Annotated in this window: 12 protein-coding genes; 1 reads left to right on the forward strand and 11 read right to left on the reverse strand. The window is 59.9% G+C overall.

All coding sequences use genetic code 11. From position 1 onward, the window contains the following. Positions 1-175 precede the first annotated feature (175 nt). Positions 176-1,534, forward strand: a complete 1,359-nt coding sequence (locus L6R44_RS09445; protein WP_237423982.1) for an esterase-like activity of phytase family protein — start codon at positions 176-178, stop codon at positions 1,532-1,534. A gap of 57 nt (positions 1,535-1,591) precedes the next feature. Here the strand turns inward: L6R44_RS09445 and yjiA are convergent, their stop codons facing one another. The 11 genes from yjiA to L6R44_RS09500 all read right to left on the reverse strand — a co-directional run bounded on the left by yjiA (position 1,592) and on the right by L6R44_RS09500 (position 12,904). Further along, positions 1,592-2,545 (reverse strand): GTPase, encoded by a 954-nt coding sequence (gene yjiA, locus L6R44_RS09450; RefSeq protein ID WP_237423983.1) that lies wholly within the window; start codon positions 2,543-2,545, stop codon positions 1,592-1,594. A 10-nt stretch (positions 2,546-2,555) separates the two neighbouring features. Beyond that, positions 2,556-2,759, reverse strand: coding sequence for a YbdD/YjiX family protein (locus L6R44_RS09455; protein ID WP_237423984.1), 204 nt, complete (start codon positions 2,757-2,759; stop codon positions 2,556-2,558). Positions 2,760-2,859: 100 nt separating this feature from the next. Continuing rightward, entirely contained in the window at positions 2,860-5,013 is a 2,154-nt protein-coding gene (locus L6R44_RS09460) for a carbon starvation CstA family protein (protein WP_032643943.1), read from the reverse strand. A 191-nt stretch (positions 5,014-5,204) separates the two neighbouring features. Next, positions 5,205-6,122, reverse strand: a complete 918-nt coding sequence (locus tag L6R44_RS09465; RefSeq protein WP_237423985.1) for a helix-turn-helix transcriptional regulator — start codon at positions 6,120-6,122, stop codon at positions 5,205-5,207. A 177-nt stretch (positions 6,123-6,299) separates the two neighbouring features. Continuing rightward, positions 6,300-6,812, reverse strand: coding sequence for a 4-hydroxyphenylacetate 3-monooxygenase reductase subunit (locus tag L6R44_RS09470; RefSeq protein WP_032643945.1), 513 nt, complete (start codon positions 6,810-6,812; stop codon positions 6,300-6,302). Between the two features lie 17 nt (positions 6,813-6,829). Beyond that, positions 6,830-8,392, reverse strand: a complete 1,563-nt coding sequence (gene hpaB / locus L6R44_RS09475; protein ID WP_032643946.1) for a 4-hydroxyphenylacetate 3-monooxygenase, oxygenase component — start codon at positions 8,390-8,392, stop codon at positions 6,830-6,832. A 177-nt stretch (positions 8,393-8,569) separates the two neighbouring features. Further along, positions 8,570-9,502, reverse strand: coding sequence for a 4-hydroxyphenylacetate catabolism regulatory protein HpaA (gene hpaA / locus L6R44_RS09480; RefSeq protein ID WP_237423986.1), 933 nt, complete (start codon positions 9,500-9,502; stop codon positions 8,570-8,572). Continuing rightward, a complete protein-coding gene (hpaX, locus tag L6R44_RS09485) occupies positions 9,474-10,826 on the reverse strand; it encodes a 4-hydroxyphenylacetate permease (protein ID WP_237423987.1) in 1,353 nt (450 codons plus the stop codon). Before hpaX ends, hpaA begins: the two co-directional genes overlap by 29 nt. Positions 10,827-10,847: 21 nt before the next feature. Next, positions 10,848-11,645: a 4-hydroxy-2-oxoheptanedioate aldolase gene (gene hpaI / locus L6R44_RS09490; RefSeq protein ID WP_237423988.1), complete on the reverse strand. Its 798-nt coding sequence runs from the start codon at positions 11,643-11,645 to the stop codon at positions 10,848-10,850. A 9-nt stretch (positions 11,646-11,654) separates the two neighbouring features. Beyond that, on the reverse strand, positions 11,655-12,458 hold the full coding sequence (gene hpaH / locus L6R44_RS09495; RefSeq protein ID WP_237423989.1) for a 2-oxo-hept-4-ene-1,7-dioate hydratase: 804 nt from the start codon (positions 12,456-12,458) through the stop codon (positions 11,655-11,657). A 65-nt stretch (positions 12,459-12,523) separates the two neighbouring features. Further along, positions 12,524-12,904: a 5-carboxymethyl-2-hydroxymuconate Delta-isomerase gene (locus L6R44_RS09500; protein WP_237423990.1), complete on the reverse strand. Its 381-nt coding sequence runs from the start codon at positions 12,902-12,904 to the stop codon at positions 12,524-12,526. Between the last annotated feature and the right edge of the window lie 2 nt (positions 12,905-12,906).

Genomic DNA, 12,906 nt, shown 5'->3' on the forward strand with positions numbered 1-12,906 from the left:
AATAGAATTTCTAATAGTTTCCAAAAGTGTTTCAGTTGTCACAGATAAAGACACAGGTTTACATTTCTGGGGAAGAATATACGTCTCGTTGCGCCGATCCGCTGTCCCCTCCATGTCATTTTTCTGACACGTTTATTCTTTACGTTGTTGGCTTCACTCACTGGACGCTAACAATATGAAAAGAAAAATTATTCCTGTGCTTATCGGCTGTGCGCTCTCTTTCTCTGGCCTGGCGGCGCAGCCCACCGCTGAGCGCTATCTCGTCAGCTTCCCTGAAGGCTCACACGTGAAGTACAGCGGCGCGTTTGCCGATGCGTTTCCTGACGGTCTTCCCGTGGGCATTGGTTCTGGCCTGCTCTTTACGGGCAAGCAGGGCGATGCTCTGACCTTTGCGACCGTGACCGATCGCGGCCCTAACGCCGATGCGCCAAAAATGGGTAAAAACGAAGCCAAAATATTCGTCACGCCGGATTTCGCGCCGCTGCTGATGACCATCCGCGTGCAGAACGGCAAAGCGGAGGCTGTGGATGCCCGCCCGCTGCATGACGATAAAGGCGAGATTAACGGCCTGCCGCTGCAAAGCGGCGTGATTGGCTCCACCAACGAAGTGGCGTTCAGCGATACCCTCAAGATCCTCAAGGGTGACAACCGCGGGCTGGATACGGAAGGCATCACGCCGGACGGCAAGGGCGGCTACTGGCTGTGCGACGAGTATGGCCCGTTCCTGATTAACGTCGACAGCAAAGGGAAGATCCTGGCGATCCACGGCCCGCAGGCGGCGGAAGGCGAGAAATCCATCGCGGGCGGTCTGCCAAATATTATCAAATGGCGCCAGCCGAACCGGGGCTTTGAGGGCCTGACCCGTATGCCGGACGGACGCATTATCGCCGCCGTGCAGAGCACGCTGGACATCGACGGTAAAAGCAAAAAGCAGGCGCTGTTTACGCGTCTGGTGAGCTTCGACCCGGCGACCGGCAAGACCGCGATGTACGGTTACCCGATCGACAGCGCGGCCTACGACAAAAACAGCGACGCCAAAATCGGCGACATTGTCGCGCTTGATGATCAGCACATCCTGCTGATTGAGCAGGGCAGCGATAAAAATGACGGGATGCGCAATCTCATCTACAAGGTGGATCTCAGCAAGGCGAGCGACCTGAGCGCCTTCGACAAGCCGGGCGAGTACCCGGAGTTTGATGATGAGAAAACCCTGGCGCAGCGCGGCATAACGCTTGCGGCAAAAACGCAGGTCGTGGATTTGCGCGCGCTGGGCTGGCAGCAGGAGAAGGCCGAAGGGCTGGCGCTGATCGACAGCAAACGGCTTGCGGTAGCGAACGATAACGACTTTGGCGTGAAGGTGGCGATGCAACACCCGGTCGAGGGCAAGAAGCTCAAGGATTATCGGGTGAACGCGGAGGGCACGCTGACGCTGGATGATAAGCCGGTTGCAACCACGCTCGGCGTGAAGCCGCTGAAGAAGCCGGAATCCGACAGCGAACTGTGGATTGTGACGCTGCCGGAGGCGTTGAAATAAGTTTAGGCACCCCTAACCCTAACCCTCTCCCCACGGGGGAGAGGGGAAGCAGGGCGGTTATTTTTTCAGATCCGCAAACGCCGCGCGAATCTCTTCTTCCGGCAGCTGGATGCCAATAAACACCATCACGCTGTGCGGCGCTTCATCGCCCCACGGTCTGTCCCAGTCGGCGCTGTACAGGCGCTGCACGCCCTGGAACAGCAGGCGGTTCGGTTCGCCGTCGATCCACAGCATCCCCTTGTAGCGCAGCAGCCTGTCGGCAAACGACAGCAGCAGGTTCTCCATCACGCGTGAAACCTCGCTGATATCCACCGGGTAGTCCAGCTCCACCACAATCGACGTCACGTCGTTTTGCTTGTCTGCCATAAAGTGGAAGCGCGGTTTCGCGGTGACGTTCTCTTCCAGCATAAAGCCGTTGGTATTGAACAACTGAGACAGGTCAATATCGCCGTGCGTCACCGTGTAAACCGGGGCGCGGGAGTTGATGCGCGTCAGCCGCTCGCGCAGTTTCTCGCTGTCGCCCGCAACGTCGGTTTTGGTCAGCAGGATGCGGTCGGCGTAGCCCACCTGAGACTGGGCGATGGTGAACTGGTTCATCTGCTCGTCGGCGTGAACCGCGTCGACCAGGGCGATGACGCCGTCCAGCAGGTAGCGCTGGCAGAGGATCTCGTGCGAGAAAAAGGTCTGGATAATCGGGCCGGGGTCGGCCATGCCGGTGCACTCGATCACCAGGCGGTCGAAGTCGATTTCACCGCGTTCGCGGCTGTCGAGCAGGTCCAGCAGGGCGTCTTCCAGCTCGTTAGAACGGGTGCAGCAGATGCAGCCGTTGGTCAGGGTTTTGATCTGCGTGGCGCGATCGCCAATCAGCTGGTCGTCTACGGAGACTTCGCCAAATTCGTTTTCGATGACGGCGATTTTGAAGCCGTGCTGTTCATTCAGGATGTGGCGCAGCAGGGTGGTTTTTCCGGCGCCGAGAAAACCGGTCAGCAGGGTAACGGCAATCGGGGTCATGGTCTCTCCTTTAGCAGCAGCGGACGCCGCCTTCTCCACTTCCGCCGTAGCGCGCTTCCTGACGCTCGCGGAAGAATTCGGTGTAGGTCATGTACGGCTTATTCGGATGGTTGGTCTTCATATGCTCAACGTAGTTGTCATAGTCCGGAATGCCAATCAGCATTTTCGCCGCCTGACCGAGGTATTTTTTTGCTTCGCCTAAGTTACCAAACATTGTGGGTTCCAGACAGGAAAAGCCCGGCGATGTGAGTCCGCTGGGCTTGTGTTCCCCTCACCCCAACCCTCTCCCAAAGGGAGAGGGGGAGGATTGCGGATTAATGGTGTGAAGAAGTTTTCACGCCGCCTTCCGGCACCGGCACGTACGGGGTTTCTTTATCCGTACGACCGTCGGCGTTACGCACCTTCAGCCAGGTCTTGATGCCGTAGAAGATGATGCTGTACACCACCACCAGGAACAGAATGCTCAGACCCGCGTTGGTGTAGTTGTTCACCACGATATGGTTCATGTTGGCAATCTGCTGCGCGGTGAGATCCGCGCCGCCTGCGGCAATCTTCTCTTTGTACTGATTCGCCATGAAGAAGAAGCCTTCCAGCTGCGGGTTGGCGCTGAACAGCTTCAGGCCAAGCGCCCAGGTGGTGCAGAGCAGCAGCCACAGCGCAGGGACCACGGTGACCCAGATGTATTTGGTGCGCTTCATCTTCACGAGGACCACGGTACCCAGCACCAGGGCTACGGCGGCCAGCATCTGGTTAGAGATACCGAACAGCGGCCACAGGCTCTTCACGCCGCCCAGCGGGTCGACCACGCCCTGATACAGCAGGTAACCCCACAGGCCGACGCAGCCAGCGGTACCCAGAATGCCCGCCACCAGCGAGTCGGTTTTCTTCAGGAACGGCACGAAGTTACCCAGAAGATCCTGCAGCATGAAGCGGCCCGCACGGGTACCGGCGTCCAGCGCGGTCAGGATGAACAGCGCTTCGAACAGAATACCGAAGTGGTACCAGAAGCCCATGTCCGCCCACGGCAGCACCTTGTGGAACACGTGTGCGATACCGACGGCCAGCGTAGGCGCACCGCCGGCGCGGTTCAGCACGGACGGTTCACCGATGTCCTTCGCGGTCTGCATGATCTGCTCAGGCGAAATCACGAAGCCCCAGGAGCTAACGGTCGCCGCCGCGTGCGCGCTCGCGTCCTTCAGCTGGGCCATAATCATCGCCGCGTTGTCGCCGCCCATCTCGTGCAGGTTTGGCATGGTAATGCCGAGGCCCGCCGGAGGGGTGTTCATCGCGAAGTACAGGCCCGGTTCGATGATGGACGCGGCAACCAGCGCCATGATCGCCACGAAGGACTCCATCAGCATCGCGCCGTAGCCGATGAGACGCGCGTCTTTCTCGTTCGCCAGCAGCTTAGGCGTGGTGCCGGACGCAATCAGGGCGTGGAAGCCGGAGACCGCACCGCAGGCGATGGTGATGAACAGGAACGGGAACAGGGCGCCTTTCCACAGCGGGCCGGTACCGTCGATGTACTGCGTTACCGCAGGCATTTTCAGATCCGGGTTGATCACCAGGATGCCGATCGCCAGACCGACGATCACGCCGATTTTAAGGAAGGTCGCCAGGTAGTCGCGCGGGGCCAGAATCAGCCAGACCGGCAGCAGCGCGGAGATAAACGCATAGCCAATCAGCGCGAAGGTGATGGTGGTGTCCTTGAAGGTCAGCGCCGGGCCCCAGTACGGGTCGTGCGCAATCACGCCGCCGAAGTAGATGGAAGCTACCAGCAGCACGATACCAATCACCGACACTTCACCCACGCGTCCCGGGCGCAGGAATCGCATGTAGATCCCCATGAACAGCGCAATCGGCACGGTTGAGCAGACGGTGAAGACACCCCACGGGCTTTCGGCCAGCGCTTTCACCACGATCAGGGCCAGCACCGCGAGGATGATGATCATAATCAGGAAGCAGCCGAACAGCGCGATGGTCCCCGGCACGCGGCCCATCTCCTCTTTGACCATCTCACCCAGAGAGGCGCCGTTACGGCGAGAAGAGATAAACAGCACCATAAAGTCCTGCACCGCACCCGCCAGCACCACGCCGGCGAGCAGCCACAGGGTACCCGGCAGGTAGCCCATCTGCGCGGCCAGGACCGGGCCAACCAGCGGGCCCGCACCGGCGATAGCGGCAAAGTGGTGGCCAAACAGCACGTAGCGGTTGGTCGGCACGTAGTTCAGGCCGTCATTGTTAATGACCGCCGGGGTGGCGCGCGTCGGGTCAAGCTTCATGACCTTCTGCGCGATGTACAGGCTGTAGTAGCGATAAGCCACAAGATAGACGGAAACGGACGCGACCACGATCCACAGGGCGCTTACGTGTTCGCCCCGGCGTAATGCGACAACCGCCAGACAGAAAGCGCCGAGGATCCCGAGTAAGGCCCAGGGCACGTGCTTCAGTAGTTTTTTAGTATCCATAGTAAGACCTGGTTTTTTATGTAAAGAAAAAAGGGTCAGGGTTCGTTGTGAGGAGGTATTGATTAATGCTGGAGCGATCGTGCCAGATCCACGCGCGTGTAAAGGACGGTAAATGAATGAGAGGTTGAAAGTGCCAGGTGAACGGTCAAAGGTGGCGACGAGCGGTTCCGGCTCGCCGCCGGTGGGCGAAATTATGTGATTGAGATCACTTGATTAGCCGGGCTACGCTCCACGGCCAGATAGCCTTCCAGCGTCCTGATGAGTTTCTCCTTCAGCCAGCTCGGTTCCAGAATCTGAATATGGGGCAGCCAGTAGAACAGCAGCGGCAGGATCTGGTTCTCGTGGGCCGCCCGGCAGCGCAGCGTGACGCCGTCCTGTTGTTCCTCCAGCAGCTCCTGTTCCGGCAGAAGATCGCGGCGCAGGAAGTAATGTGAAATATTATCCTTGATAAATATTTTCACGGCGAAAGTATCTTCAGACACCCAGGGATCGAGGCTTTTTTCCAGCAGTTCAAGGACATTTTCTTCCGGGGTGAAGGTCGTTTTCTGAATATCAAACCAGCTAAGCTGGCTCAGGGAGAAGGATTTCAGGCGGCTATTTTCGGTGGCTTGTAAATACCATATATTTTTTTTGTTAATGAGTTTATAGGGATTAATCAGACGGGTTTTACCCTTATAAACAATCTGACAAACATTATGGTTTTTAATCGATTTCTCAATCTTTGTTAAATGACGGCGAATATCACGCTGTACCGTGTGTTCGGCTTCATTCGCAAGAATAAGAATATGGTTTTCGTCAACGCGCGCTTCAAGCTTTTGCCAGAATTCCGTATTTCTTTCAGGGAAAAAGCTATCAGCATTCAGGAAGTTAGCAAGGGTGTGATGCAGGCCTTGTCCGCCGGGCGATTGTGCCGAATGGATGAGCCGATATAGCCCGTTACCGGTATGTTCAACAATGGGGGAGAGGGCATTTAAATCCCGGTAAACGGTGCGCTCGGTAATATTAAATTTCTCCATTAGCGCACTGCGGTTTACCACACCGTTTAAATGTAGCTCAAGGAGAATATCGACCAGACGTTCAGCCGAGCGGCTCCGCGTCGTTTTAGCCATAAGGTCATCCTGTATATTAGGTATGCGCTGAATGATGCGGATGCGCTGACGGGTGGCGTCAGTATTCAGTCACAGAAAATTTCTCTTATGGTTATATAACGGCGTGATTTAGCGGAAACCTTAGGATTTTTTGCAGAAAGCCGGGCAGGCCGGATAAAAGGCCAGCGCGGGTGGGGATCAGACGGCGGCTTCCGCCTCCAGCATGACGGGGTGGAAGCGGCGCTTAAAGTAGATCAGGCCGTGTCCCGCGTCGCTCAGGATGATGTTCTTAACTTCAACAAGATAAACCAGATGCGTGCCGATGGTTTGCACCTGGCTAATCTCGCCTTCAAGGCTGGCGAGCGCGCCCTTGAGCACCGGCTGCGCCAGCGGGCCTTTCTGCCAGCAGGAGAGGGCAAAGCGCTCGTCCATTGCCATACCGGTCATCCCGGCGAAGTGGCGCGCCACGATCTCCTGCTCGTGGTTCAGCACGTTCACGCACAGCCGGCCGTTGCCCTGAAAGACCGGGTTCATGGCGCTGCTGGCGTTGATGCACACCATCACCGACGGCGGGGTGTCCGTGACCGAGCAGACGGCGGTGGCGGTGATGCCGCAGCGGCCCGCCTCCCCCTCGGTAGTGACCACATTGACCGCAGCCGACAGGCTGCTCATCGCGTCGCGAAAACGCAGGCGTTGTTCATCTAATTGCATTGCAACCTCCCGCTGCGCTATTTCAGCAGCTTATCCAGCATGTTGATATCGCTGTTGTTGTGCAGGTGCGGCACCGTCCAGCCGTGTTGGTCGTATTCGGACATGCAGCGGTCGACCATCGCCATCATCTTGTCCATGTTGCCGGAGCTTTGCGCCTGGCGCAGGCACTGCAGGCGAATTTCGTCCTGGCTGCCGGAGTAGTTGATCTCATACAGCTCGTGGCGACCGCCAAACTCGCTGCCGATGGCGTCCCACATCAGCTTCAAAATCTTGATGCGTTCGACGTGATCCATGCCGTTGGAGCCGCGCACGTATTTCGCCAGATACTGGTCGATCTGCGGGTTGTTCAGGTCCCGGGCGCTGGAAGGCAGGTAGATCAGCCCGGATGTGACGTTACGTTCGATGATGTTCTTGATCTTCGCGTAGGCCATCGGCGCCATCACGCGGTAGGTTTGCAGCGCGGCGTGATCCGGCAGATACGCCCCGTTGACCCACGGCGTGGCTTCGGAGCACATGGAGTCGCTCAGCGCCCAGAACATGTTGCGCCAGGCCACCACTTCGCCGAGATCCGCCTGTACGCCGCGGAACTCCAGGGTACCGGTGCACTCCAGGGATTTCTTCAGCAGGGCGGTAATGAAGTCGAGCTTCACCGCCAGACGCACGCAGGCCTGCAGCGGATACATGCGGGCGAAACCGCCCTCCATCGTCCAGCGGCGGCAGCGGTCGAAATCGCGGTAGATCAGCACGTTTTCCCACGGGATCAGCACGTTGTCCATCACCAGGATCGCGTCGTTCTCGTCGAAGCGGCTGGAGAGCGGATAGTCGTACGGGGAGCCGGTCGCGCCTGCCACCATCTCGTAGGAGGCGCGGGAGATGAGCTTGACGCCCTCGGCATCCATCGGCGCGACGAACATCAGCGCGAAGTCCGGGTTTTCGCCCATCACCTGCGCGGAGCCGAAGCCGATCATGTTGTAGTGGGTCAGCGCCGAGTTGGTTGCCACCACTTTCGCGCCGCTGACGATAATCCCGGCGTCGGTCTCTTTCTCCAGCTTGATGTAGACGTCTTTTACCTCGTCCGCTGGCTTGTGGCGGTCGATCGGCGGGTTAACGATGGCGTGGTTGAAGTACAGGCCGGTTTCCTGAATGCGGGTGTACCAGTTCCGGGCGTTCTGCTCGAACTGGCCGTAGAACGCCGGGTTGGCGCCCAGCGCGCAGCCGAACGCGGCTTTGTAGTCCGGCGTGCGGCCCATCCAGCCGTAGCTCAGGCGCGACCACTCGGCGATGGCGTCCCGCTGCTGGCGCAGGTCGTCGGCGCTTTTCGCCACGCGGAAGAACTTGTGGGTATAGCCGCCGCTGCCGGTGTCGGTGCCCCAGCACAGGGTGTCCTGCATCTCCGGCTTGTGCAGCGCGTCGTACATCTGCGCGATAGACGCTGCCGCGTTGCGAAACGCCGGATGGGTGGTGACGTCTTTGACGCGCTCGCCGTAGATATAAATCTCACGCCCGTCCTGCAGGCTTTTTAAATACTCTTCGCCGGTTAACGGGCGTTTGGCATCGGCGCGGAACTCTTCAGGCTTCATAGGGACCTCGTATCGGAATGGTGATGTTAAATTTATGTTTTGTTTTTGTTGTTTAATTGAAGCGTGAGAGGGGCGGGACGTGAAGGGACGATTGGGACAACGACGGGTACTTTTCGCGAGAGATCGCAGAGTGTGATTTCCCTCACCCTAACCCTCTCCCAAAGGGAGAGGGGACGATTACTCCCTCTCCCTTTGGGAGAGGGCAGGGGTGAGGGGAACAGGGGAAACCGGTACTTTCTGCGCCCGATACGCGCTGGGCGAGCACCCCACCAGGCGGTTAAAAAAGCGGGCAAAATAGGCCGGATCCTTAAACCCCAGCTGCCAGGCAATCTCGCTGACCGCGCTGTCGGAAAAGAGCAGCAGCCGCCTGGCTTCCCGCAGCTGGCGGTCGAAGATCAGCCGCTTCGGCGGGCGGTTGGCGAAGCGGCGGCAGATATCGGTCAGGCGGGATTCGGTCAGGTGCAGCTCGCTGGCGTATTCCGGCACCGTCCAGTGCTGGTGGTAGTGGGTGTCGATCAGCTGGGTAAAGCGCTGGAACAGCTTCAGCTCGCCGCGCATGCCGCCTGAGGCGTGGTCGTCGAGCTTCGCGTTGCGCAGCAGCAGGGTAAACACCGCCTGGGCCAGCAGGACCAGAGTATGCTCGCGCCCGGGCAGCTGTTCCGTGGACTCACGGGCAATCAGCTGCCAGTAGTGCTTCAGCGCCGCCAGCTCGTCCGGCTTATCCGCCAGCGAGAGGCAGATCCCCGGCAGGCCAAACGCTTCCCGGGTGCCGGGGTAGAGCACCTCCAGCAGCGGCCAGATCAGATCCTCGCGCACCGTCAGCACGTGCCCGTCGCTGTCGGATTCGGTGATAAACGCGTGCGGCACCGACGGCGGCGTGAGCACGAACAGCGGAGCCTGCACCGAGTAGCGGTGATCGTCGAGCTGGAGCTCAATCTGCCCGGTATCGAGAAAGTGCATCTGAAAATACTGGTCGTGACGATGCGCCTGCATGTCGCGGCCAAAAAAGGCCGCCATGCGCGCGAACGACTGGTAGTGCACGTCGTCGGTGCCCAGGCTTTCGTCGTACTCCCTGCTGATATCAATGTTGGCGATAGGGCTCTGGCACACGGTCGTTCCTCTGTTGATCCCGCTGCGTCATCGGAATGCGGGTCAGCACCAGCGCGCCGACCACCAGCAGCCCGGCCACAAACCACAGCCCGGAGCTGAAGCTGCCGGTCGCGTCGCGCAGAATGCCGATCAGCAGCGGGCTGACGGCGGATCCCACGTTGCCGATGGCGTTGATCACCGCCAGCGCCACCGCCCGGGAATGCAGGCTAATGACCCGATCCGGCGTGGTCCAGAATATCGCCATGGCGGTAAACGATCCGGTTGAGGCCATGACGATGCCAAGCAGCTGGATCAGGCTGTGATCGGTGGCGGAGGCCAGCATCCATCCCGCCGCGGCGAACAGGTACGGCAGGATGGTGTGCTTTTTTCGCTCTTTCAGCCTGTCGGAGCGGCGGCTCCACCAGATCATCCCGAGGATAGTGCAGAACTGCGGGATCGCCGCCAGCAGGCCGATGACGATATTGCTGCTCCCGGTGTTAAAGCTCTGCAGGATCTGCGGCGTCCAGATGTTGATGGCGCTCAGCGTGTTGGTCAGGCAGAAGTAGGCGAGGGTGTAGAGCAGCACCGCCGGAGTCAGCACCTCACGGAGCGTCGAGCGCGGCGTGACGGATTGGGCAATAGTGACTTCCTGCTCGCGGGCGATCATCGTTTTCAGCGCCTGCTTTTCGTCCTCATCCAGCCAGGTGGCCTGGTCCGGCGTGTCGTTAAGGTAGAACCAGGTTACCACGCCGAGCACCACCGACGGCAGCCCTTCCAGCAGGAACAGCCACTGCCAGCCCTTCAGGTTCCACAGCCCGTCCATCGCCAGAATGTAGCCGGACAGGATCGAACCGAGCATCATGGTGACCGGCATGGCGATCATAAACAGCGCGTTGGCGCGGGCGCGGTGATAGGCCGGGAACCACCAGGTGAGATAGACCAGGATCCCCGGCAGGAAGCCCGCTTCCGCAATGCCCACCAGCATGCGCAGCACGTAGAGGGTTTCAGGGCTGGTGGCGAATAGGGTGCAGGTGGAGGCGATGCCCCACACCACCATGATCCCGGCGATCCAGCGCCGCGCGCCGATCTTCGCCAGCATGATGTTGCTCGGGATCCCGCACAGCACGTAGGTGACGTAAAACAGCGTCGCGGCCAGGCCAAACATGGTGGAGGTCAGGCCCAGATCTTTACCCATCGTCAGCCCGGCAAAGCCGATGTTGATGCGGTCGAGAAACGAAAAGACAAACAGGATAAAGAGAAAGACGATTAAACGTCGGAACAGCTTGCTAATGGCGCGGTGTTCAACAGCTTTATTATCATGGGTTTGCAGGGTAGAGGTCGTCATGGTGCGCTCCAGATCTTACGTTTAGTAGACGGATTTATTGTTATTAACTGACGTAACCGGGTTTTCGATAAAGCGTGCCGCCAGCGCTTCCGCGCCGCGGGCGAGCAGGGTGGTGTCAACGCCGACGGCGACAAACCGCGCGCCGAGCTCGAGATAGCGTTTTGCCAGCGCCTCGTTGGCCATCAGGATGCCGGGGGCTTTGCCCGCGCTGAGGATCTGCGCGATGGCCTGCTCGATGGCGGCCTGGACCTCCGGGTGCTGCGGATTACCGGCAAAGCCCATGTCGGCGCTGAGATCGGCCGGGCCGATAAACACGCCGTCGACGCCTTCCACGTCGAGGATTTGCGGCAGATTTCTCAGCGCCTCGCGGGTTTCAATCTGCACCAGCACGCACATGGCGTCGTTGGCCTGCTGCAAATAGTCTGGTATGCGGTTCCAGCGCGACGCGCGAGCCAGCGCGCTGCCCACCCCGCGAATGCCCGCAGGCGGGTAGCGGGTGGCACGTACCGCCAGCCGCGCCTCGTCGGCGTTTTGCACCATCGGCACCAGCAGGGTTTGCGCGCCGACGTCCAGCAGCTGTTTGATCTGCACCGGATCGTTCCACGACGGGCGCACCACCGGCTGGCTCGGATAAGGGGCGATGGCCTGCAGCTGGGTCAGGACGGTCTGCACGCTGTTAGGCGCGTGCTCGCCGTCGATCAGCAGCCAGTCGAAGCCTGCCCCCGCCAGCAGCTCGGCGCTGTAGCTGCTGGTCAGCCCCAGCCATAATCCGATTTGCGGACGGCCCGCCTTCAGCGCCGCTTTAAATGCGTTTTGCATGCGTCTCTCCTAAACAAAGCGGCAGCTGATGGAGCCCATGGTGCCGTAGTCGACGTGGAAAGTGTCACCTCTGCTGGCGGGCACCGGGCGGGTAAACGAGCCGCCGAGTATGATCTGCCCCGGCTCAAGCTGCACGTCGTACGGCGCCAGCTTGTTCGCCAGCCACGCCACGCCGTTCGCCGGGTGGTTTAGCACGCCTGCGGCCACGCCGGTCTCCTCGATCACGCCGTTGCGGTAGAGCAGGGCGGAGATCCAGCGCAGGTCCAGCTCGTCGGGCTTAATCGGACGGCCGCCGAGGATCACCCCCGCGTTGGCGGCGTTATCGGAGATGGTGTCGAACACCTTGCGCGGGCGCTGGGTCTCCGGATCAACGTTGTGGCAGCGGGCGTCGATCAGCTCCAGCGCGGGAATGACGTAGTCCGTGGCGTTGTAGACGTCGAAGATCGTGCAGTTCGGGCCGCGCAGCGGTTTTGCCAGCACGAACGCCAGCTCTACTTCGATGCGCGGGACGATAAAGCGATCGACGGGGATATCGCTGCCGTCGTGGAAGAACATGTCGTCCAGCAGCGCGCCGTAGTCCGGCTCGCTAATCTGCGAGCTGGCCTGCATCGCTTTGGAGGTCAGGCCGATCTTGTGGCCCTTCAGCACGCGGCCTTCGGCGATTTTCAGGCTGACCCATTCGCGCTGGACGGCGTAGGCGTCGTCGATGGTGATCGTCGGGTAGTCCAGCGAGATCGCGCGGATCTGCTCCCGGGATTGTTCCGCCTGATGCAGGCGGTGGGCGATCAGGGTATGGGTGTGTTTATCGAGCATGGCGATATCCTGTTTTATGTTTTTTTCTCCCTCTCCCTGAGGGAGAGGGGACAGATCGAGCGGTATTACGTAAACAACGCGTGCACGTTGTTCTGTTTGTAATTGAGCGTCGGGTGCAGCTCGTCGAGCTCGAACGACAGCGCCAGATAGCGGGCGGCCATGAGGTCGGCAAAATGCGCTTTGATAAGCCCAAACAGCATCTCCCCCACGGCTTCCCGGCTCTCCAGGCTGCGCCCGGCACCAATCTTCAGCGTCATATGCACGAACGCGTAATCGTGCCTGCCGTCGGCCATCTGCCAGGTGTCCAGCCAGTGGGCGCGGCTGCGGATGCCGCCGATCGGGAAGATGCCGGTCGCGGCCAGCGCCTCGTTCACTTTGGCGAACAACCCCGGCAGGTCTGCCTGCTCGCGGATGTTGTCGGTACATTCAGCAATAAAGTGCGGCATGA

The sequence above is a fragment of the Enterobacter cloacae complex sp. ECC445 genome (assembly GCF_021892025.1).
GTDB classification, from domain to species: Bacteria; Pseudomonadota; Gammaproteobacteria; order Enterobacterales; family Enterobacteriaceae; genus Enterobacter; species Enterobacter chengduensis.

What these genes read in the sequence shown, in the direction of transcription:
- hpaH (WP_237423989.1), bottom strand. Translation starts at nt 12,458, where the DNA reads ATGCTCGATAAACACACCCATACCCTGATCGCCCACCGCCTGCATCAG.
- L6R44_RS09470 (WP_032643945.1), bottom strand. Translation starts at nt 6,812, where the DNA reads ATGCAATTAGATGAACAACGCCTGCGTTTTCGCGACGCGATGAGCAGC.
- L6R44_RS09445 (WP_237423982.1), top strand. Translation starts at nt 176, where the DNA reads ATGAAAAGAAAAATTATTCCTGTGCTTATCGGCTGTGCGCTCTCTTTC.
- hpaI (WP_237423988.1), bottom strand. Translation starts at nt 11,645, where the DNA reads ATGCAAAACGCATTTAAAGCGGCGCTGAAGGCGGGCCGTCCGCAAATC.
- hpaX (WP_237423987.1), bottom strand. Translation starts at nt 10,826, where the DNA reads ATGACGACCTCTACCCTGCAAACCCATGATAATAAAGCTGTTGAACAC.
- L6R44_RS09460 (WP_032643943.1), bottom strand. Translation starts at nt 5,013, where the DNA reads ATGGATACTAAAAAACTACTGAAGCACGTGCCCTGGGCCTTACTCGGG.
- L6R44_RS09455 (WP_237423984.1), bottom strand. Translation starts at nt 2,759, where the DNA reads ATGTTTGGTAACTTAGGCGAAGCAAAAAAATACCTCGGTCAGGCGGCG.
- hpaB (WP_032643946.1), bottom strand. Translation starts at nt 8,392, where the DNA reads ATGAAGCCTGAAGAGTTCCGCGCCGATGCCAAACGCCCGTTAACCGGC.
- L6R44_RS09465 (WP_237423985.1), bottom strand. Translation starts at nt 6,122, where the DNA reads ATGGCTAAAACGACGCGGAGCCGCTCGGCTGAACGTCTGGTCGATATT.
- L6R44_RS09500 (WP_237423990.1), bottom strand. Translation starts at nt 12,904, where the DNA reads ATGCCGCACTTTATTGCTGAATGTACCGACAACATCCGCGAGCAGGCA.
- yjiA (WP_237423983.1), bottom strand. Translation starts at nt 2,545, where the DNA reads ATGACCCCGATTGCCGTTACCCTGCTGACCGGTTTTCTCGGCGCCGGA.